At 64.3% G+C, this 20,071-nt stretch carries 18 protein-coding genes and 1 riboswitch; of the genes, 10 read left to right on the forward strand and 8 right to left on the reverse strand.

The genetic code is table 11. The features are described from left to right. Positions 1–84: 84 nt before the first annotated feature. Positions 85–681, reverse strand: coding sequence for a gamma-glutamylcyclotransferase (locus AAFX91_RS24865; protein WP_130583695.1), 597 nt, complete (start codon positions 679–681; stop codon positions 85–87). 187 nt (positions 682–868) lie between these two features. Here AAFX91_RS24865 and AAFX91_RS24870 point away from each other — a divergent pair, with 187 nt between their 5' ends. After that, positions 869–2,056: a DUF2125 domain-containing protein gene (locus AAFX91_RS24870; RefSeq protein ID WP_394568306.1), complete on the forward strand. Its 1,188-nt coding sequence runs from the start codon at positions 869–871 to the stop codon at positions 2,054–2,056. 263 nt (positions 2,057–2,319) lie between these two features. Then, entirely contained in the window at positions 2,320–2,550 is a 231-nt protein-coding gene (locus AAFX91_RS24875) for a hypothetical protein (protein ID WP_130583215.1), read from the forward strand. 102 nt (positions 2,551–2,652) lie between these two features. Here AAFX91_RS24875 and AAFX91_RS24880 read toward each other — a convergent pair whose 3' ends face one another. From AAFX91_RS24880 to AAFX91_RS24890, 3 genes are read right to left on the reverse strand one after another with little or no spacing between them, the layout of a single operon-like run. Continuing rightward, on the reverse strand, positions 2,653–3,594 hold the full coding sequence (locus AAFX91_RS24880; protein ID WP_394568308.1) for a prephenate/arogenate dehydrogenase family protein: 942 nt from the start codon (positions 3,592–3,594) through the stop codon (positions 2,653–2,655). Beyond that, a complete protein-coding gene (gene hisC / locus AAFX91_RS24885; protein ID WP_394568310.1) occupies positions 3,591–4,688 on the reverse strand; it encodes a histidinol-phosphate transaminase in 1,098 nt (365 codons plus the stop codon). The genes AAFX91_RS24880 and hisC overlap by 4 nt, the downstream gene beginning before the upstream one ends. A 10-nt stretch (positions 4,689–4,698) precedes the next feature. After that, the gene (locus AAFX91_RS24890; protein ID WP_394568312.1) at positions 4,699–5,547 is read right to left on the reverse strand and encodes a chorismate mutase; all 849 of its coding nucleotides are present in this window, start codon (positions 5,545–5,547) and stop codon (positions 4,699–4,701) included. Positions 5,548–5,877: 330 nt separating this feature from the next. Beyond that, positions 5,878–5,957, forward strand: a riboswitch (SAM riboswitch). Between the two features lie 82 nt (positions 5,958–6,039). On the opposite strand from AAFX91_RS24890, the gene AAFX91_RS24895 reads away from it, so the two are divergent. Both AAFX91_RS24895 and metW read left to right on the forward strand, forming a co-directional pair. Beyond that, a complete protein-coding gene (locus AAFX91_RS24895) occupies positions 6,040–7,245 on the forward strand; it encodes a homoserine O-acetyltransferase (RefSeq protein ID WP_394568314.1) in 1,206 nt (401 codons plus the stop codon). Continuing rightward, a complete protein-coding gene (metW, locus tag AAFX91_RS24900; protein WP_130583220.1) occupies positions 7,245–7,913 on the forward strand; it encodes a methionine biosynthesis protein MetW in 669 nt (222 codons plus the stop codon). Before AAFX91_RS24895 ends, metW begins: the two co-directional genes overlap by 1 nt. Before the next feature lie 290 nt (positions 7,914–8,203). On the opposite strand, the gene AAFX91_RS24905 is transcribed toward metW, so the two are convergent. Further along, positions 8,204–9,067, reverse strand: coding sequence for an alpha/beta fold hydrolase (locus AAFX91_RS24905; protein ID WP_394568317.1), 864 nt, complete (start codon positions 9,065–9,067; stop codon positions 8,204–8,206). 258 nt (positions 9,068–9,325) lie between these two features. Here AAFX91_RS24905 and AAFX91_RS24910 point away from each other — a divergent pair, with 258 nt between their 5' ends. From AAFX91_RS24910 to AAFX91_RS24930, 5 genes are all read left to right on the forward strand, one after another. Beyond that, positions 9,326–9,973 (forward strand): TIGR02594 family protein, encoded by a 648-nt coding sequence (locus AAFX91_RS24910; RefSeq protein WP_394568333.1) that lies wholly within the window; start codon positions 9,326–9,328, stop codon positions 9,971–9,973. A gap of 407 nt (positions 9,974–10,380) precedes the next feature. Further along, a complete protein-coding gene (locus AAFX91_RS24915) occupies positions 10,381–12,639 on the forward strand; it encodes a fused MFS/spermidine synthase (RefSeq protein ID WP_394568319.1) in 2,259 nt (752 codons plus the stop codon). Positions 12,640–12,878: 239 nt separating this feature from the next. Further along, the gene (locus AAFX91_RS24920; RefSeq protein ID WP_394568321.1) at positions 12,879–13,718 is read left to right on the forward strand and encodes an acyl-CoA desaturase; all 840 of its coding nucleotides are present in this window, start codon (positions 12,879–12,881) and stop codon (positions 13,716–13,718) included. A 58-nt stretch (positions 13,719–13,776) separates the two neighbouring features. Continuing rightward, positions 13,777–15,159 carry an MBOAT family O-acyltransferase gene (locus AAFX91_RS24925; RefSeq protein WP_394568323.1) on the forward strand — a complete coding sequence of 461 codons (1,383 nt, stop codon included), beginning with the start codon at positions 13,777–13,779 and terminating at the stop codon, positions 15,157–15,159. Continuing rightward, positions 15,134–16,144: a hypothetical protein gene (locus AAFX91_RS24930; protein WP_394568325.1), complete on the forward strand. Its 1,011-nt coding sequence runs from the start codon at positions 15,134–15,136 to the stop codon at positions 16,142–16,144. The genes AAFX91_RS24925 and AAFX91_RS24930 overlap by 26 nt, the downstream gene beginning before the upstream one ends. Before the next feature lie 129 nt (positions 16,145–16,273). On the opposite strand, the gene AAFX91_RS24935 is transcribed toward AAFX91_RS24930, so the two are convergent. From AAFX91_RS24935 to AAFX91_RS24945, 3 genes are all read right to left on the reverse strand, one after another. Then, positions 16,274–17,995 (reverse strand): fatty acyl-AMP ligase, encoded by a 1,722-nt coding sequence (locus AAFX91_RS24935; RefSeq protein WP_394568327.1) that lies wholly within the window; start codon positions 17,993–17,995, stop codon positions 16,274–16,276. Positions 17,996–18,026: 31 nt separating this feature from the next. Beyond that, entirely contained in the window at positions 18,027–18,281 is a 255-nt protein-coding gene (locus AAFX91_RS24940) for an acyl carrier protein (RefSeq protein ID WP_282528332.1), read from the reverse strand. Positions 18,282–18,549: 268 nt separating this feature from the next. Continuing rightward, complete coding sequence (locus AAFX91_RS24945; RefSeq protein WP_394568329.1) at positions 18,550–19,317, reverse strand: L,D-transpeptidase; 768 nt, start codon at positions 19,315–19,317, stop codon at positions 18,550–18,552. A gap of 288 nt (positions 19,318–19,605) precedes the next feature. On the opposite strand from AAFX91_RS24945, the gene AAFX91_RS24950 reads away from it, so the two are divergent. After that, on the forward strand, positions 19,606–19,938 hold the full coding sequence (locus tag AAFX91_RS24950) for a hypothetical protein (RefSeq protein ID WP_394568331.1): 333 nt from the start codon (positions 19,606–19,608) through the stop codon (positions 19,936–19,938). Positions 19,939–20,071 lie beyond the last annotated feature (133 nt).

Below are 20,071 nucleotides of genomic sequence, written 5' to 3' on the forward strand. Positions count from 1 at the left end.
AAGAGTCCACACGGCCTAGAGCGTTTTCGAGCGAAGTGGACACCGGTTCGCGTGAAGAAAACGCGTCAAAACAAGAAGCTCTAGCTACGTTCCCTCCTGTAGCGGCAGCTCGATCGGATGTGCGTCGTGCAGCATCGTCGCCAGCTTGTGCAGTTGCGGATCGCGAAAACCCTGTTTCTCGATCGCGAGCACCGTGGAGAGCACATAGTCGCGGTTGTTGCCGGAGCGGCCGTGGCCCTGCTGCACGTAGCGGAGCTGGTCGGCCAGCGTCAGCCGTCCGGCGTACTGCACATGGCTGCGGTCCACCACATAGGTCAGCGCGGCCACCCGCGAGCGCGGGTCGTCCTCGAGCCACACCGAGCGGTGCACCTCGCGATAGACGTTGGTGGTCTGCTCGCGGCCGCGCAGATAAGCGATCGTCTCGGTGCGCCGCTTCGCCGCGACGCGGAACGCTATGCCGCGGCAGGCGCCGCCGCGGTCGAGCCCGAGCACCAGTCCCGGCTTTTCCGGCGTGCCGCGATGGTCGAAGGAATACACGCAGAGCGCGCGATGCTCGCCGATCAGCCGCGCCGCCATTTGTTCCTCGAAATCGAAACCCGGCTTCCACATCAGGGAGCCGTAACCGAATACCCAGAGGTCGTTGTCACCTGATTCGGGCGGGGAGAGGAGTTGCGCGGACATCGCCGCAAGGGCTAGCAAAAGCGCGACGCGAAGCGAAGCGGTTTCGTGGGCTTTACAGCATGATCCGGAAAAGTGGGAACCGGTTTTCCCTCGCGACAAACGCGAAGCGTTTGCGTGGAGATCATGCTCAAACAAGCCCGCGGTTTCCCGCTTAGATTTGCCAAAATTGACAGTCAGAGGTCACCGCATGCCTGATATGACCCCCGCGCCGCGCCGGCGCTCGCGTTGGCGTCTCTTTGCCGCCCCCGTCCTCGTGCTGATCCTCGCCATCGCGTGGAGCGCGTTCTGGTTCTATGCCTCGTCCCAGGTGTGGGTGCAGGCCGATGCCTGGCGCGCGCAGGAGGCGAAGGCGGGCCGGGTCTACGATTGCGGCAAGCGATCGGTGGCAGGTTACCCCTTCCGGCTCGAGATCCGCTGCGAGGACGCCAGCGTGACCTTGATCTCGCAGACGGCCGGTGCGCAGACGCCATTCACCGCGCGGCTCGGCGAGATCCTGGTGGTGGCGCAGGTCTACGACCCCACACGCGTGATCGCCGAATTCAAGGCGCCGGCGACGCTTGCCGAGCGCGGCGCGCTACCGTCGCTCGCCGTGAACTGGCGGAGCGGCCGCGCCAGCGTGGCAGGCCTGCCGGCGGTGCCGCAGCGCGGCTCGCTGGTGTTCGACGATCCCGCGATCGACCGCGTCAACGGCTCGGTGCGGACGCCGCTCGGCCGCGCTGCACACGTCGAGCTGCACGGCCGTCTCGCCGACGGCTCGTCCGTGGATAATCCGGTGATCGAGACCGCGCTGCAGATCAACGGCGGCAGCCTGCAGGACGTGCATCCCGTGCTGGCGACGCCGTTCGATGCCGACATCCGCACCAAGATTTCCGGCCTGAAGGATTTCACGCCAAAACCGTGGCCGGAGCGCTTCCGCGAGATCCAGGCCGCCGGCGGCCATGTCGAGATCGTGCAGTCGCGCATCCAGCAGGGCGAGATGATCGCGATCTCCGCGGGCACCTTGAGCCTCAACGCGAGTGGCCGCATCGAAGGCGAATTGCAGATGACGGTCACCGGCCTCGAGCGCGTGATCCCGGCGCTGGGCATCGAGAAGATGCTGGAAGAAGGCGTGCCGCAATCGACGCTCGACCGCGTCGCGCCCGGCGTGAAGACGCAGGACCTCAACAATCTCTTCGGCGCGCTCGACCGTGCCATCCCCGGCCTCGGCAAGGTGGTGAAGCAGAACGCCAATGTCGGCGTCGCCGCCAGCATCAATTCGCTCGGCAGCGAAGCCATGCTCGAAGGCAAGAAGGCGCGCAGCTTCCCGCTGCGCTTCGTCGACGGCGCGGTGCTGCTCGGCCCGATCAAGGTCGGACAAGTCCCGCCATTGTTCTGACCCGTAGCCCGGGTGAAGCCAACCGGTCGCGCGAACGCGCGCCCGATGACAGGCTCCGCGCAACCCGGGACGTCTCAGCCCGCACCGCAAGCTGCCCCGGATTGCGCTTCGCTCCATCCGGGCTACAAGCCGAGTAAAGCGTCAATCGCCGAAGCGTGATGGCGATCACGGCGTGCGCCGGGAATGCCAGCGCCTGCTGTCCGCTCCTGCTTTGCGAAGGCCCGCACATCCGTAGAACCGCGGGTCATGGCAAGGAGAGAGCAATGATCAGGTTCAGACTGTTTGGCCTGGCGGCCTATGTCGCGGCATCGATGGCATCGCCCGCATCGGCGCAGCCGGTCGTGGATGAGCCCGGCATGGAAGCGTTCGTGCATCCGAACAGCGATCTTGGCATCGGCATGTCGAAGCCGGTGGTCGACAGCCGCGCGATGATGTCAGTCTATCCCCGCGCGAGAACGCCGCATGTGAAGATGCGGGCGACGCTGCATCGGTGACACTTGCCGTCATTGCGAGCGAAGCGAAGCAATCCATCCCGCCGCTTGTGGAGGCATGGATTGCTTCGTCGCTTGCGCTCCTCGCAATGACGACAACGAGCGTCACTCCGCCTTCTTCTCCAGATTCGCATGCGGACGGCCGAAGTCCGGCGCGGCCGAATCCTGGCCGATCTCGACGACGCCGCGGCGGATGGCGCGGGTTCGGGTGAAGTGATCGAACAGCGCTTCGCCGTCGCCGCGGCGGATCGCGCGCGTCAGCTTGGAGAGGTCCTCATTGAAGGTGCCGAGCATCTCCAGCACCGCGTCCTTGTTGCTCAGGAACACGTCGCGCCACATCGTCGGATCGGACGCCGCGATGCGGGTGAAATCGCGGAAGCCGCCGGCGGAGAATTTGATCACTTCCGACGACGTCACCTGCGCCAATTCGTCGGCGGTGCCGACGATGGTGTAGGCGATCAGATGCGGCAGGTGGCTGGTGATCGCGAGCACGAGGTCATGATGATCCGGCGTCATGATCTCGACCTTGGCGCCGAGCGCGGCCCAGAAATCACGCAGCCTTTCGACCGCACCCGCGTCGGAGCCCTCAGGCGGCGTCAGGATGCACCAGCGGTTGATGAAGAGCTCGGCAAAACCGGAATCAGGCCCGGAATGCTCGGTGCCGGCCACCGGATGCGCCGGCACGAAGTGCACACCATCAGGAATATGCGGCCCCATGTCCCTGACGATGGCGCCCTTGACCGAGCCGACATCGGAAACGATGGCGCCTTTCTTCAGGTAAGGCGCGATCTCCGCCGCCACGGGCCCGCAGGCGCCGACGGGAATGCAGAGGATGACGAGATCGGCGTCCGCAACCGCCTCCGCATTGGTCTCCACCACGCGGTCGACGATGCCGAGCTCGGCGACACGCGCGCGCGTCTTTTCCGAGCGCGCGGTGGTGACGATCTCGCCGACCAGCCCCTGCGCCCGCGCGCCGCGCGCGATCGAGCCGCCGATCAGGCCGAAGCCGATCAGCGCGATACGCTGGAAGTGCGGCGCGGCGTTCACTTCTGATCCATGAAGTCGTGCAGGCCCTCGACTACGAGGCGGTTGGCCTCCTCGGTGCCGATGGTCATGCGCAGCGCGTGTGGCAGGCCGTAATTGTTCAATGCCCGCAGTACCAGTCCGCGCTTGGTGAGGAACGCATCCGCGTCAGCCGAGGTCTTGCCCTTTTCGGTCGGGAAATGGATCAGCACGAAATTGGCGACGCTCGGCGTTACCTTCAGCCCGAGCTTGCGGATCTCGTCCGTCACCCAGCTCCGCCATGTCTCGTTGTGCACCCTGGACATCTCGACATGCGCGGTGTCCTCGACCGCGGCCACCGCCGCGAGCATCGCCGGGCTCGAAACGTTGAAGGGGCCGCGAATGCGGTTCACCGCATCGACGATATGCGCCGGGCCGAACATCCAGCCCACGCGGAGCGCCGCGAGCCCGTGGATCTTGGAGAAGGTGTGGGTCATCACCGTGTTCTCGGTCGTCGCACACAGTTCAAGACCGAGCCCATAGTCGTTGCGCACCACGTAATCGGAATAGGCGGCGTCGATCACCAGCAGCACGTCCGACGGCAGGCCGGCGCGCAAGCGCTTGACCTCGTCGAACGGCAGATAGGTGCCGGTCGGGTTGTTCGGGTTGGCGAGCCAGACCAGCTTGGTCCGCGGCGTGACCGCCTCAAGGATCGCATCGACACTGGCGGTGTAGTCGGTCTCCGGCACGACGACGTTCTTTGCACCGTTCGCCTTGGTCGCGATCGGATAGACCAGGAAGCCGTGGGTGGTGGAGATCGCCTCCGAGCCTTCGCACAGATAGGTGTGGGCGAGCAGGTTGAGGATTTCGTCCGAACCGGCGCCGCAGATGATGCGGTTCGGGTCGAGGCCGTAGGCGCGGCCGATCGCCTCGCGCAGCACCCGCGAGGTGCCTTCCGGATAGTCCTCCAGATGTTCGGCGGCGTGCTTGTAGGCCTCGATTGCCTTCGGCGAGGGGCCGAACGGCGTCTCGTTGGCGGAAAGCTTGAACATCTTGCGCCCCGGCTCGGCCACCGGGCTTTTGCCGGGGGTGTAGGGCGCAATATCGAGGATGCCGGGATTCGGCACGGGGCGGGACATCTCTAACTCTCTAGCTCCGGATTCTAGGGGCGGGGGGCACCGTATAGCGCGTTGCGTGGCTGCCGACGAGGGCCGATGAGCGCACCGAGGCCCCGGCGCGGATCAGGGCCATTTTGATCTCCTCGAAGCCGCGGCCGGCGACCGATACCAAAAGCGCTGCGCCGTCGAAGGCGGTGTCCGGCACCGCGACGATTTCAGCGAGCGGCGCCACCGCGCGGGCGATCTCGGCGTTCCAGCCGGAGACGCGCACGCTCCACATCTCGACTTCGGTCACCATCGCATCGTCGGCGACGCGCGAGATCACGAACACGGGCAGCGCTGCGGGATGATCGGCACGCTCGAGGAACGGCAGCCGCGCGATGATCTTCGGGGCGCCCTCGGCCTCGAGGTCGATCCACCATGGCGTGCGGCTGGAAATGGCCGACACCAGCGCCAGGTCGCCCTTCGATTTCGCCACTGCTTCGACCGCCGCCTGCGCGCTGAAATGCGAGACGTAGGGCACCACGAAGCCGAAATGGAAGCGCGCCGAATCCCGCATCATGGATTCGCCGACCGAGACATCGGCATGCACCGAGAACGGTGCCTGGACGTAAGTGAACGTCGAGATGATGACGCGCCAGATGCTCTCGATGGTGTCAAGCGGCAGGATGCCCCGATGGCGCTCGACCAGGCTGCGCATCATGGCGGCTTCGCGCGCCGGCCGGAACGCGGAGCCGACTTCCTGGGTCTGCTTCACCCTGATCAGGCGGTCGATGATGTCGCCACGCGCCATCAAGAGGCGGTGAACCTGCTCATCGATCGCGTCGATCTCTTTGCGCAACTCGGCCAGCGAGGGCGGCGCCGGAGGCGTTTTTGACATGCTAGGGCCCGTCAATTCTCTTCAATCAGGGAGCCAACTCTTCACCTCTCCCCCGCGTGCGGGGAGAGGTCGAAATTCAAGCGAGCTTGAATTTCGGGTGAGGGGGACTCTCCGCGAGTCCGTCTGTTACCTTGTTAGCGGAGAAAGCCCCTCACCCCAACCCTCTCAGGGCGAGCTCCGCTCGTCCCGGCCCCGCAAGAGCGGGGAGAGGGAGAAGTGCGAGCCCCCGTTCTGTCCCATGGGGCCAGACGGCGCAAGCTCAGCCTCAAGGTCACGGTTAGGTTAACGGCCCCGGTTGCCTTGACGCAGGGCGGGTAAGGGACTACTTTTCCAGCGTTCCGTGGTCATTTGAGCCGGCCGGCTTGCAGCCACGTTAAAGAACTTGCTAAACAGGCCGGGGACAGATCGATCCCGGCCGAACCTTTGTTCAGGCCGGGTTTTTTTATGGCCTGATTTCTGTCCGGGACCTCCGCGTCGGAGGAAGGGGCCGCAATGACCAAGGTGCAGTCGATCAAGAGTCCGTCGATCCAGGGTGAGGACCGCGCCCATGAGGCCGATCATCCGTCCTCGCCGGTAGCAAAGTTCGGCATGGATCAGCCGTTGAAGCTCGACTGCGGCATCGACCTCGCGCCGTTCCAGATCGCCTACCAGACCTATGGCGAACTCAATGCCGAGCGCTCCAACGCCATTCTGGTCTGCCACGCGCTGACCGGCGACCAGCATGTCAACAATTTGCATCCGGTGACGGGCAAGCCCGGCTGGTGGGAGACCATGGTCGGCCCTGGCCGTCCGCTCGACCCCTCCAAGTACTTCATCATCTGCTCCAACGTGCTTGGCGGCTGCATGGGCTCGACCGGCCCTGCCTCGCTCAGCCCCGCGACCGGCAAGGTGTGGGGCCTGGATTTTCCGATCATCACCATTCCCGACATGGTGCGCGCGCAAGCGATGCTGATCGACCGGCTCGGCATCGAGACGCTGTTCTCGGTGGTCGGCGGCTCCATGGGCGGCATGCAGGCGGTGCAATGGGCCGCGGCCTATCCGGAGCGCGTGTTCTCGACGCTCGCGATCGCCTGCTCGACGCGGCACTCGGCGCAGAACATCGCCTTTCATGAGCTCGGCCGGCAGGCCGTGATGGCCGATCCGGACTGGCGCGGCGGACGCTATGTCGATCAGGGCACGCATCCGCATCGCGGGCTCGCGGTTGCGCGCATGGCTGCGCATATCACCTATCTCTCGGACGCGGCGCTGCATCGCAAGTTCGGGCGGCGGATGCAGGATCGCGAACTGCCGACATTCTCCTTCGATGCCGACTTCCAGGTCGAGAGCTATCTGCGCTACCAAGGCTCGTCCTTTGTCGAGCGCTTCGATGCCAACAGCTACCTCTATCTGACGCGGGCGATGGACTATTTCGACATCGCCGCCGACCATAATGGTGTGCTGGCGAAGGCGTTCCGCGGCATCAAGACCCGGTTCTGTGTGGTGTCGTTCACGAGCGACTGGCTGTTCCCGACCTCGGAAGCGCGGGCGCTGGTGCATGCGCTGAATGCCTCCAGCGCGCGGGTCTCGTTCGCGGAGATCGAGACCGACAAGGGCCACGACGCCTTCCTGCTCGACGTGCCCGAATTCTTCGACATCTCCCGCGCTTTCCTGCAGTCGGCCGGCAAGGCGCGCGGCCTCGGCGATGCGGGGGTCGCGTGATGGCGCTTCAGGAACAAACCCTACCGCTGCCCGGCGTGGCGCCGCAGGCGAGTACGAGCCTTCGTCCGGACCATGTTCTGGTCGCCGAAATGGTGGAGCCCGGCTCGCGCGTGCTCGACGTCGGCTGCGGCGACGGCGATCTGTTGCAGCTCCTGGAGAGCCGCGGCATCGACGGCCGCGGCATCGAGCTGTCGCGCGAAGGCGTCAACCACTGCGTCGCCAAGGGGCTCGCGGTGGTGCAGGGCGATGCCGACACCGACCTCGTCAACTATGCCGACGATGCGTTCGACTACGTGATCCTGTCGCAGACCCTGCAGGCGACGCGGCAGCCGAAGGCGGTACTGGAAAATCTCCTGCGCATCGGTCACCGCGCCATCGTCTCGTTCCCGAATTTCGGTTTCTGGAAGATGCGGTTGCAGCTGCTGGTCGGCGGGCACATGCCGCGCACCGAAAACCTCCCCGCCACCTGGTACGACACCCCCAACATTCATTTCTGCACCATCAAGGATTTCGTCCAGCTCTGCGACGAGATCCACGTCAAGATGGAGCGCGCAGTCGCGCTCGACCTCTACGGCCGCCCGGTGCCGCTGAACCTGCCCTGGTGGGTCTGGAACATGTTCGGCGAGCAGGGTGTGTTCCTGCTGAGCAGGGGCGGCAAGGGACGCTGAGCTCTCTCCCCGTCATTCCGGGGCGCGCAAAGCGCGAACCCGGAATCCATTCATCCACGAACTCTGCGGCCCGATGGATTCTCTGATGTGCAATTGCACATCATAGCTCGCGCTCCGCGCGCCCCGGAATGACGGCTTAGACTGTTGCCGCGCGCTCCTGCCTCGTCATTCCGGGATGCGCCGAAGGCGCAGGCCCGGAATCCATTGGGCGGCAGGTCACGCTGCCCAATGGATTCTATGATGTGCAATTGCACATCATAGCTCACGCTTCGCGTGCCCCGGAATGACAGCTAGGCCACCATCGACCTCGGATCGCGCGGCAACCATCGGCCCGCTTCCACCAGCGCGATGAACCGCTCGACCATCTCGTTGAACAGCGCCGGCTCCTCGAGATTGAGCACGTGTCCCGATTTCGGGAAGAACGTCAGCCCCGCCGCTGACAAATGCTTCTTCAGGAACAGGCTCGGCTCGACGCAATTGTCGTCCTCGTCGCCGCAGATGATCAGCGCTGGCGTCGGCACGCGTCCGATCGCTTCTGCCATGGTGTAGATCGATGGTCGCGCGCCTTGAAAACTGCGCATGCTGTTGGCCGATCCCTTGGCATCGTGGCGCGCGAGCGCGGCATAGAAATCGGCATGGCCGCGCGGATCCTTGACGAGGAACGGAATCCGGCCCGGCGCCTCGCGCGTCACCTTGGCGACTTCGGCCGATCCGATAGTTTCATATTGCTCGGCATTGGCGCGGCATTGGGCGCGGAAGGCGTCGAGGTTTTCGAGACTTGAGCCGGAGCCGACGCCGGCGAGCGTCATCGACAATGCGCGCTCGGGCGCATTGAGCGCAACCTGCAGCGACGAATAGGAGCCCATCGACAGCCCGACGAAATGTGCGCGTGCGATATCGAGATGATCGAGCACCGCGAGCGCATCGGTGTAGAAATGCTTGTAGCTGTAGACCTCGGCCGATGGCGGAACGTCGGAGGGCGTGTAGCCGCGCGCGGAATAGGCGATGCAGCGGTGGCCGCGCGAGAAATAGCGCATCTGCGGCTCCCAATTGGTGTGATCGGCCGCGAACTCGTGCAGGAAGATGATCGGCGTCCCGCTCCCAACCTCTTCGAAATAGAGGCGGACATTATCCTTGGCGACGGCATAGGGCATTTTAACGTTTTCCTTCTTGTGAGCCTGCGCAGCGAGGATCGCAATTAACCTTCACGGCTGCAATGCGGCGGCATCGTTTCCTTTTTCGCCTCCAAATGTTCGTGAAATCGTCCTGCAATTTTTCGCCGCAGCGCGGCACGAAATCTTTGTCTTGCCACATTGAGCGGCACAAAACGCACCGCGCCTGCATCCAGATGTCATCCACAGACGGGCGCGCCTGGGAAAACGGGGGTGTAACAGAAGGAAAAAATGGGAAGTATGGTTCAGTTACGTGCGTTCCGCCGGTTGTTTCGAGTTCTGGCACTGGCGTTGTGTTCGACGATAATCGTCGTCTCCGTCTCTCCCGCTTCGGCACGGCCTCATCACGGCGCAGGGCGCCACGCGAGGGCCTATCATGCCGGTCATCATGCCAAGCATCACTATGCGCATCATCGTCACCGCCACATGACGCGTGCCTCGCGCTGGGAGCGCGGCGTGGCGCAGATGCAGGCGCAGGGTCTTGCCGACAGCAATGCGAGCCTGTCGCCGGAGCCTCAGCAGGCGGCAAGCCTCGGTTCATCGAACATCGTCGATGAAGCCCGCCGTCACCTCGGCGGCAATCCGACCAGTCGCGGCAGCCTGTGGTGCGCGCGGTTCATGAACTTGGTGCTGCAGCATTCGGGTTATCGCGGCACCGGCTCCGACATGGCGAGCTCGTTCGCCCGCTATGGGCAGCGTGTCTCCGGCCCACAGGTTGGCGCCATCGCCGTGATGTCGCGGGGACGCCGCGGCGGCCATGTCGGCATCATCACCGGCATCGACGCCAAGGGAAATCCGATCATGATCTCCGGCAACAACGGCAACCGCGTCCGTGAAGCCTCAGTCTCTCGCGGCCGCATCTACGCCTACGTGATGCCGACGAACTAGCCGCTACACTCTCCTCTGTCATTCCGGGGCGCGCCTCTTGGCGCGAGCCCGGAATCCATCAGGCCGCAGGCGCAGGCAGCGAAATGGATTCCGGGTTCGATGCTTCGCATCGCCCCGGAATGACAGCCTCCGTCATTGCGAGCGCAGCGAAGCAATCCACGTCTCCACTTGCGGCGCTATGGATTGCTTCGCTGCGCTCGCAATGACGGGGGAGAGAGCGGTGGCATGGCGAGGTACCCAGTTATGAAACCGTCATGTCGGCGTGCTGCTGTTCCGCGCCGGCACATCGTCAAGTCCACGTTACCTGGTTACATTGCCGGCCATGCTGCCATATGCTCAATTGAAACCTCTGGCGTGCATTCGCCGGAAATCTCGCCGGCGTCCGCCGGACCCAAGCCGGAGCTTTCATGATTTCTAAGCCGTCCGCCGCGCGAAACCGGCTGGTATTGATCGCCTACACCACAGCGATCTTCGTCAGTGCGCTCCTGTTGTTCTCGGTGCAGCCGCTGTTCACCAAGATGGTGCTGCCGCGGCTCGGCGGCTCGCCGGCGGTGTGGTCGGTGGCGATGGTGTTCTTCCAGTCGCTGCTGCTCGCAGGCTACGCCTACGCGCATTACCTGATGAAGATGAACAACCGCGCCGCTCCGGTCGCGGTGCATCTGCTGCTTTTGGTCGCGGCCGTGCTGACGCTGCCGCTTGCGATCCGGAGCGGCTGGGGTGATCCGCCGACATCAGGTTACGCGTTCTGGTTGCTCGGCCTGTTCGCGGTCTCGATCGGCCTGCCGTTCTTCGCGCTCGCTGCCAACAACCCACTGCTGCAGGCCTGGTTCGTGCGCACCGGCCATCCCAACGGTCCCGATCCGTACTTCCTCTACGCATCCTCGAACATCGGCAGCTTCCTCGCGCTGTTGTCCTATCCGGTGCTGCTGGAGCCGATGTTCACGCTGCGCACGCAGAACCTGATCTGGACCGGTGGCTATGGCCTGTTGATCCTGCTGATCGCGAGCTGCGGCGTGCTGCTGTTGCGTTCGCCTGCGAGCGCGGCAGCGCTGAATTTGCCGGCCGATGATGCCGATGCGCCCGCGCCCTCCTGGCTGCTGCGCTTGCGCTGGATCTTCCTGGCCGCGGTGCCCTCGGGCCTTCTGATCGCGGTGACCGCGCATATCTCGACCGACGTCGCCGCAGCGCCGCTGCTCTGGGTCTTGCCGCTGTCGCTTTACCTCTTGACCTGGGTGCTGGTGTTCCAGTCGCGCCCGCTGTTTCCGCACAAATGGATGCTGATGCTGCAGCCGCTCGCGATCGCGGGCGTCGTCATCCTGCTTGCGGTCGGTGGCGAACAGAATCTGCTGCTGACGCTCGGCGGCCATCAGCTCTGCTTCTTCATCATCGCGATGGCCAGCCATGGCGAATTGGCGCGGACCCGGCCGGCGGCAAAATACCTTACCGGCTTCTACGTCGCGCTGTCGTTCGGCGGCATGGTCGGTGGCCTGTTCGCAGGCCTGATCGCGCCCTTCACCTTCTCCTGGGTGGCCGAATACCCGATCCTGCTTGCGCTCGCCGCGCTGTGCCGGCCTTCCGGGGATGAGCGGCTGCCGCGCTGGAGCGCCTGGTACTGGCCGTTCCTTGCCGTGCTCGCGGTGGCGCTGATCGCGCCGTCCTATTCAACCGGGACGCTGTTCAACTGGTTCGACGAGCGGCGGGCGTGGGTGATCGGCGCGGTCGGCGTGCTTTCGGCGCTGCTGGCGCTCGCGGTCAACGCCAGCCGCTGGAAGATCTTCGCCACCGTCGTGGTCGCGCTGCTGCTGTTACGCGCTTACCCCTCCGATGAAGGGCGGGTCGAGACCGTGCGCAGCTTCTTCGGCGTGCACAAAATCGTGGTGACGCCGAACGGCCAGTATCACGTGCTGATGCATGGCACCACCATTCACGGCGCCGAACGATTCAAGAATGACGACGGCACGCCGGCAACCGGGCGGCCCGAACCCATCACCTATTATCACAAGGACGGCGGTATCGGGCAGGCGATCACGGCGATGCGCGAGCGCAAGGGCGCTCCGCTCAGGGTCGCCGTGATCGGGCTCGGCTCAGGCACGCTCACTTGCGCCGCGGAGCCGGGCGAGCAATGGAAGTTCTTCGAGATCGACCAGACCATGGTCGATACCGCGCGCGATCCGAAGTATTTCACCTACATCCAGAATTGCGCCCCCGATCTGAAGCCGGTGATCGGCGATGCCAGGCTCACCTTCGCCCGCGAGCCGGATGGCATCTACGACCTCATCATCGTCGATGCCTATTCATCCGACGCGATCCCGATCCATCTGGCGACGGAGGAGGCGATGGCGATTTACAAGGCGAAGCTGGCGCCACAGGGCGCGGTGGTGATGCATGTCTCCAACCGCCACCTCGAGCTTTCCAGCGTCGTGGTCGGCATTGCCGAAGCCAACGACCTCAAGAGCTGGGTCTACAGCGAGGATTCCGGCCGCGACAGCGAATACATTTTCTCGACCTCGGTGGTAATCTCCGCACGCGAGGAGGACGATGTCGGCAAGCTCGCCTCGTCCGACCAGTGGAGCGAGACCGAGGCCGATGAAAAGCAGCAGGTCTGGACCGACGATTATTCCAACATCCTGGGCGCGGTTTACCGGCGATTGCGCGACGGCGAGTAGTGAGCTCGATATTTTTGCAACACCCGCCGCCCGCGTTCGCGGTTTGGCGCCACAACCCGCCGCAACGGTTGCGGCACGGGGGCGGACTCTATACTGATGGAACTTGTTTCCCAATTGTTCCATTAGTCATGCGCGACCATCGGATTATCCGGAGCCGGCATTTTCATCGATTGCAGCGGCGGCATTTCATCCTGTTTGATGTTTTGCCATTCATCGGGACATTGATCGCGGTTGCGGCCTTGTTCTACCGCCCCATCGGGGCGCTCGAAATCAGCCTGTTTTTTGGGATGTGGCTGGTCACGGGCCTCGGCCTCACCGTCGGCTATCACCGGTTGTTCACGCACCGCGCCTTCGCGACCGGCACGGCGGTGAGCGCGATGCTGATCATCATGGGCTCGATGGCTGGGCGGGGGCCGATGGTATCCTGGGCCGCCATGCATCGTCGCCACCATGAGGTCAGCGATCACGATGGCGACCTGCATTCGCCCAATCTGCATGGCGAGAGCTTCCCCGGCCGCCTGCGCGGCTTCCTGCATGCGCATTTGACCTGGATGATCGAGCATGATTATCCGAACGTCGCCCACTACGTTCCGGACCTGATGGCGCAGCCGACGCTGGTCCGGGTCAACAGCTATTATTACGTCTGGGTGCTGCTGGGGCTGTTGATCCCGACCGCCATTGGCGGGCTCGTCGCTGGCAGCCTGTGGAGCGCGGTAGCCGGGTTCCTCTGGGGCGGCGTGGTGCGCATGTTCGCGGTCGAACAGGCGATGTCGGCGATCAACTCCGTCATGCACACATTCGGCGCACGTCCCTACCGCACCAGGGGTGACAACAGCCGCAATCTCGGCGTAATGGCATGGTTGGCGTGGGGCGAGGGGTGGCACAACAATCACCATGCCTTCCCTTATTCGGCGGCGTTCGGGTTGCGATGGTTCGAATTCGATCCGGGCTATCTCTTCATCCGATTGCTCGCCGCGCTGGGACTGGCCTGGAATGTCAAGGTGCCGAGTGCGGAGAAGATCGCGCTGCGCCGGCTGCACGAGCCGGCGCCCGAACTGGCCGAGCTCGAGCACGGATAGTCGTCGGCTTCCGGCGGATAAGGTGAGTAACCCGGGTCATGCCTGAGATCGCCGGCTGATGCTGTTCAACGACTACCCCTTCCTGCTGGGCTTCCTGCCAGCGGCAATCCTGATCTATCGATTGGTCGATCCGCATCCGCAATGGCGGATCTGGACGCTGGTCGCGATGTCGCTGGTCTTCTACGCCTACGGCAATCCGCCCTTCGTCCTGCTCCTGATCCTGTCGATCCTGGTCAACTGGTTCGCGGCGATGACGTATGCCAGGACCAAGATGTCGTGGATCATCACCGCCGCAATCGTCGCCAATCTCGCCGTCCTCGGCTGGTTCAAATACGCCAACTTCCTCGCCTACAATATCGGCCTTGCGCTGGGCCGGCCGATGCCGGTGCTCGACATCGTGCTGCCGCTCGGCATCTCCTTCTTCACCTTCCACCACATCATGTATCTGGTCGACCTGCGCAAGGGAAAGGCGCCGACCTATTCGCTGAACCGCTACGCGCTCTACATCTCCTTCTTCCCGCAAGCGCTTGCCGGGCCGCTGGTGCGCTGGTCGCAGGTGATGGAGCAGTTCGGCAAGAAGGTCTATGCGCCGGGCTGGCAGCGCCAATTCTGCATCGGCATCGCCTTCATCCTGATCGGGCTCGTCGAAAAGATCCTGCTCGGCGACCGCATCGCGCGGTTGATCGATCCGATCTATGCGCGGGCGCTTGAAGGTCCGGTGAGCAATGGCGACGCATGGCTGGCGCTCGCCTTCGCCATCCAGATCCTCTACGACTTCGCCGGCTATTCCGACATCGCGGTCGGGCTCGGCCTGCTGTTCGGCGTCAAGCTGCCGTACAATTTCGATGCGCCGTTCCGTTCCACCAGCATCCAGGATTTCTGGCAGCGCTGGCACATCACCTTGATGACGTTCCTGCGCGAATACCTGTTCTTTCCGCTCGCCAATAAGCGCATGGTGCCGCGGCGCTTCTACCAACTGCAATATTTCGCGGTGATGGTGCTGACCATGGCGCTGTGCGGCCTCTGGCATGGCGCGAGCTGGACCTTCGTGCTGTGGGGCACGCTGCATGGCCTGGCGCTGGTCGTCTGCTCGCTGTGGCGCCGCTACGGGCCGCGGCTGCCTGCGCTCGTCGGATGGGCGCTGACGGTGATTTTCGTGCTGCTGACCGGCGTGTTCTTCCGCGCCGGCACGCTGGATGCAGCGTTGAACATCTTCCACGGCCTCGCCGTGCCGCCCAATCTGTCGGAGGGCAAGCATCTGTGGCCGCTCGTGGTCGTTCCGCTGATGGCGTTCCTGCTGCCGGCAACCCAGGACATCGTCGAACGCGTGATGCAGCGGCCGCGCCCCTGGCTTGGCGCGGTGGCCGGCCTCGGCCTGCTCGCCATCCTGATCGTGCTCGGAGAAGGGAACGTTCGTGGCTTCGCTTACTACCAGTTCTGACACGTCGCCCGAATGGGGCCGCTGCCTGGCCAACTGCGTCGGCACGCTCGTTGGCGGCTTGGTGCTGCTCTACGCGCTGATGATCCTGGTCGACCCCTATGACAGCGGAAGGTTCGGCGTGCTCGGCATCGATGGCGTCAACGATCGCAACACGCTCACCTCGGCGGCCAGCCGCGCGCGCGATCCCAATTTCGATTCCGCCATCATCGGCAATTCGACCGCGCAGATGCTTGAACCGACGGAGCTGTCAAAGGCGACCGGCCTGCGCTTCGTGCAGCTCTACATGACCGGCGCCAATCCGCACGAGCAGCTCATGCTGGTCGATTTTTTCCTGAAGCATCACAAGCGGGTGGGCGCATTTGTGTTCGTCGTCGATCCCTGGTGGTGCCATCACGTCCCCATCCAATCGCCGCCGGGCACCTTCCCCGATTGGCTCTACAGCGAAAGCCCGCTCGTCTACGCGACGCACCTGCTGTCCTGGACCACGATCGAGCACACGTTCCAACGTTTCTCGATCGGCCTCGGCTGGCACCATCGCAGGGATCCCACCGTCTTCTTCAGCTACGAGGACATCTGGCTGCCCGGCACCTTCCGCGAAATCAGCCCGCCACGCGATCCGCTGCCTGCGGCCACCATCGCGGAGCGCGAGACGCTTCCCGACGTCGCGCGGCTCGATGCGCTGGTCAAGAGGCTTCCAGCCGAGACCAGTGTCGTCATCGTCGTGCCGCCGACCCTGCAAAGCAAGATGCCGCAGCCCGGCACGCCCGCCGCCGCGGACCGTGAGGCGTGTAACGCGGCTCTGAAGCGTGTCGTGGCCGGCCGGCCGAACAGCAATTTCATCAACTATCGCATCGACAACGCGCTGACCCGCGACCGTGCGAATTTTGCGGATTTCATCCACTACCGCCCGAGCATCGCGACCAAGATCATGGAAGGCATCGCCGCCAGCATCCGCGATGCCGAGGCGGCGAAGATCGACTTCTGATGATCGTTCTCCCTGTCATGCCCCGCGAAGGCGGGGCATCCAGTAACCGGCGGCCTCTCGGCTTCAAGCACTACTGCCTCTGGAATACTGGATCGTCCGGTCAAGCCGGACGATGACCGCAAGAGCGAGTCAATCCGCGTCCGCGGCGAGATCCTCGAACCGGCCTTCGGACCACAGCCGGCGCGCCAGGCTGCGCTGGATCTTCCCGCTGGTGGTCTTCGGCAGCGTGCCCGGCCGGATCAGCACGATATGGCGTGCGAACAATTCGTGCTGGTCGGTGACGTGCTCGCGGATCAGGCCCTTCATTTCGGCGCCGTCGATCCTGTTGCGCTCGGTGCGCTCGACCTCCTGCACGACAACAAGCGTTTCATCGCTGTGCTCGTCGCCGACGGAGAACGCCGCGCCGCAATTGGCCCGCAGCGCGGTGTGCGCCGCCTGCACCGTGCGCTCGATATCCTGCGGATAGTGATTGATGCCCCTGACGATGATCAGGTCCTTGATCCGTCCGGTGATGAAGAGTTCGCCGGCGGAATCGAGGAAGCCGAGGTCGCCGGTGCGCAGCCAGCTCGCGCTGTCGTCATCGTCCGCGATGCGCGCATGCAGGCCGGCCTTGGTCGCTTCCGGATTGTTCCAATAGGCGCCCGCGACATTAGCACCGTTCACCCAGACCTCGCCGACCTGGTCGACGGGCAGCCGCGCGCAGGTGTCGGGATCGACGATCGCGATCCGCTCGCCTTCGAGCGCGCGGCCGCAGCCGACCAGCATCTGGCTGTCCGCCGCGTCAGCCGGCGCTTCGGCCCGATGCGCCTGCAGCGCTGCACGGCTGACATCCCGCGTCACGTGGCCGGCGCCGCGGCTGCCGCCGGAGATCAGCAGTGTCGCTTCCGCCATGCCATAGGCCGGAAAGGTGGCGCGAGGATCGAAGCCGTGAGCGGCGAAGGTCTCGATGAATTGCTTGATCGTCTCGGCATGCACCGGCTCGGCGCCGTTGAGCGCAATCTTCCAGGAGGAGAGATCGACGCCCTGCATCTGGTCGGCGCGATAGCGGCTGACGCAAAGGTCGTAGCCGAAATTCGGGCAGCAGGCGACCTCGGCGCGATAATCGCTGATCGCGCGCAGCCAGTTGAGCGGGCGCTGGGTGAAGGCGTTCGGCGCCATCAGCACGCAGAGCGCACCGACATAGAGCGCCTCCAGCGTGTTCAGGATTAGCCCCATGTCGTGGTAGAGCGGCACCCAATTGACATAGGTCGACCGCTCGGTGTTGCCGAGCGAGATGCGGATCATCTCCAGATTGGCGAGCAGGTTGCCGTGGCTGACGGCGACGCCCTTGGGCTCGGACGTCGAGCCCGAGGTGTATTGCAGGAAGGCGATATCCTCTCGCGCTGGAAGCGGCAGATCGGCTGCGGGCTGCGCTGGCGTCGTATCGAGATCGACGGCCAGCCACTGCAGGCCTTCGCGCGAAAATCGCTCCTGCAGATCGCCGCGGATGGCGAAGGCCGAACTGGTGAGCGCGATCGCAGGTTCGCAATTGGCCATGATCGCGGCGCTGGAGTCGCGCGCACTCTGCCGCCGCGGCATCATCATCGGCACCGCGATCACGCGCGCGATCAGGCAGCCGAAGAAGGCGACGACGAATTCGAGCCCCGGCGGAAACACCAGCATCGCGCGATCGCCGGGCCGGGTGACTTCGCCAAGCCGCGCCGCCAGCGCGCGGGCGGCGTCATGTAGCTCGCGAAAGGTGAGGACGGCTTCCTCCGCCCCGCGGTCGGAGAGGAAGATGTAGGCGCGCGCATCGGGCTGCGTTTCCGCCCGCTTTGCCAGCAGCGCCACCAGCGAGGAAAACGTCTCCATCTTGGCCAATGATATCCGGCGGTAGTGAGGATCAGGCAGCGGAGCGGGCCGCGAGCTTTTCAGCGAGGTAACGCGACAGCGCGTCGACGGTCGGATAGTCGTAGAAGTCGTCGGTCGAAAGCTCGAGGTCGAGCTTCTCCTCGAGTTCCATCATGACATAGACGACCATCGCCGAATCGAGCCCGAGTCGGTTGAATTTGGTATCGGTCTTGACCCGGTCCTTCGCGATCCGCAGCACTTTAGCGAGCGAAGCAACGCAAAAACCGGATATTTCTTCTTGTGTCATGGGAAATCCAGCGAAACAACTAGACACAATACGGACACGGCGGGCGTTGTCAATTTGGGCTCACGCAGGCGTGTTGATGGCGATCGTGCACGAATCCGGACGTGCAGGATGGCGTCGGCGTAAAGCGGACTTTCAGGGGAATGCGAGGAGTTTGCGCGAAGATCGTGCGCAGGCAAAAATTAGGCGCAAAAAGAAATTAGGCGCAGAAAGATAAAGAGCGGGATGATGCAGCCATCCCGCTCCGACGTCTCGACCAACTCGGCGCTGGTCAATCCTGGGACGTGAAGAACCCGCGCGGGCGTGGCGGGTAGTAATAGCCTTGCGGCGCCGGCGCGTAGCGGTCGGAATATTGCTGCGGCTGGCGATAGTAGGTCTGCGTATCGTAGACGCGGCGGCTGCGCGGCGCCGGATACATCTGCGCGTTGGAGCTGCCGTCGGCCGGATAGATGTATCCGTCGTCGGCTCGGGCCTGCGGCAATTGCTGCTGCTGTTGCGGCGTGATCATCACAGGATCGCCGGCGGCAGCGTCATATTGCTGGTCGTACTGCTGCGGCGCGCGGCGGGCGACAGCGGCATTGCCGCGCTTCGGATTGCGCGCGAGCGCCACCTGCGAGGAGCCGGTCAGCGTTACCGTGGCGTTGAGCACGCCTTGCTCCTGCACCAGCGCGTAGAGCGTGGCCGCATGTTCGCGCGACAATCGCACGCAGCCATGGGAGGCGGGGCTGCCGAGGCGGTTGACGGAGTCGGTGCCGTGGATCGCGTGCCCGATCTTGGTGAAGAAGATCGAGTGCGGCATCGGCGCGTCGTCGAATTCCTTGGAGTAGTGGTCTTCCTCCATGCGGAAAGTGCGGTAGCTGCCGTTCGGCGTCTCGTAGGAGGGGATGCCGGTCGAGACCGGCCAGTGATACCGCTCGACGCCGTCGACCGCGACGGTCATCTGCTGGTTATCCTTGTCGACGGTGATGGCGACTTTGGCCTGTGCGGCGCCGGCAAAAGCCAGCGTCAGGGCGGTGAAAGCAACGAGGAACGTACGCATCTTACCTTGGCCCTCCAGGCCTACCATTGCAGCGCCGCGGTTCTCCGTCCCCGGCATCCAATATGCCCGGAATCCGGCTCGGGTTCCAGTAGCCCGGCTATGCATCGTTAATATAACGAGCGGCGCAAGCAAGGCGCCATCGGAGAAATCCGGCGCCGGCCTGCTGACTTTTTCGCGAGTTGTGAGCGGACGACTCGAATTCGTCACAGACGCGCAACCATTTGGCCGCAAGGGCGTTTCACACTCCCGCCTGACGGTACAATTTGCCGTGCATTTTTGGGAATTGTGATGAAGAAGACCAAGGTCAAGACGCTGGCGCTGCCTGATGTCACGCCGGTGCGGCTCATGCTTGCGGCTGCCGCCATCATCCTTGCATTGCTTGCGATGCCTCATCTGGGACATGCCCAGGGCATCGTTCGCGGCGCGCACGAGGGAGCCTACGAGGGCAATCGGATCGCCGGTCCGGTCGGCGGCGTGGTTGGGGGTGCCGTTGGCGCCGGCGTCGGCGGTGCCGTGGGTGCGGTCAACGGCGTGCTCGGCATTCCCAATCGCGGCTGGCACCGTGGCCATCGCTGCCGCGGCTACTACACCCGCTCGGGCCATTTCCGCTGCTATCGCTAATCGCTGTAGCCCGGACGGAGCGAAGCGTAATCCGGGGACAGTGCCGTGAAGTGCACCTGAAGTGCACCCTTATCGTGAGACACGATAATCAGGGACAGGAGCCCGCCGCTTGAGGCGGCAGGGCGGGTTGATG

The organism is Bradyrhizobium sp. 31Argb, from assembly GCF_043638955.1.
GTDB lineage: Bacteria > Pseudomonadota > Alphaproteobacteria > Rhizobiales > Xanthobacteraceae > Bradyrhizobium.

Excerpts from the sequence above, each read along its gene's own strand:
- AAFX91_RS24950 (WP_394568331.1), top strand. The coding sequence starts at position 19,606 with ATGAAGAAGACCAAGGTCAAGACGCTGGCGCTGCCTGATGTCACGCCG.
- AAFX91_RS24905 (WP_394568317.1), bottom strand. The coding sequence starts at position 9,067 with ATGCCCTATGCCGTCGCCAAGGATAATGTCCGCCTCTATTTCGAAGAG.
- AAFX91_RS24890 (WP_394568312.1), bottom strand. The coding sequence starts at position 5,547 with ATGTCAAAAACGCCTCCGGCGCCGCCCTCGCTGGCCGAGTTGCGCAAA.
- AAFX91_RS24875 (WP_130583215.1), top strand. The coding sequence starts at position 2,320 with ATGATCAGGTTCAGACTGTTTGGCCTGGCGGCCTATGTCGCGGCATCG.
- metW (WP_130583220.1), top strand. The coding sequence starts at position 7,245 with ATGGCGCTTCAGGAACAAACCCTACCGCTGCCCGGCGTGGCGCCGCAG.
- AAFX91_RS24910 (WP_394568333.1), top strand. The coding sequence starts at position 9,326 with ATGGTTCAGTTACGTGCGTTCCGCCGGTTGTTTCGAGTTCTGGCACTG.
- AAFX91_RS24945 (WP_394568329.1), bottom strand. The coding sequence starts at position 19,317 with ATGCGTACGTTCCTCGTTGCTTTCACCGCCCTGACGCTGGCTTTTGCC.
- AAFX91_RS24895 (WP_394568314.1), top strand. The coding sequence starts at position 6,040 with ATGACCAAGGTGCAGTCGATCAAGAGTCCGTCGATCCAGGGTGAGGAC.
- AAFX91_RS24935 (WP_394568327.1), bottom strand. The coding sequence starts at position 17,995 with ATGGAGACGTTTTCCTCGCTGGTGGCGCTGCTGGCAAAGCGGGCGGAA.
- AAFX91_RS24865 (WP_130583695.1), bottom strand. The coding sequence starts at position 681 with ATGTCCGCGCAACTCCTCTCCCCGCCCGAATCAGGTGACAACGACCTC.
- AAFX91_RS24925 (WP_394568323.1), top strand. The coding sequence starts at position 13,777 with ATGCTGTTCAACGACTACCCCTTCCTGCTGGGCTTCCTGCCAGCGGCA.
- AAFX91_RS24870 (WP_394568306.1), top strand. The coding sequence starts at position 869 with ATGCCTGATATGACCCCCGCGCCGCGCCGGCGCTCGCGTTGGCGTCTC.
- AAFX91_RS24915 (WP_394568319.1), top strand. The coding sequence starts at position 10,381 with ATGATTTCTAAGCCGTCCGCCGCGCGAAACCGGCTGGTATTGATCGCC.
- AAFX91_RS24940 (WP_282528332.1), bottom strand. The coding sequence starts at position 18,281 with ATGACACAAGAAGAAATATCCGGTTTTTGCGTTGCTTCGCTCGCTAAA.
- hisC (WP_394568310.1), bottom strand. The coding sequence starts at position 4,688 with ATGTCCCGCCCCGTGCCGAATCCCGGCATCCTCGATATTGCGCCCTAC.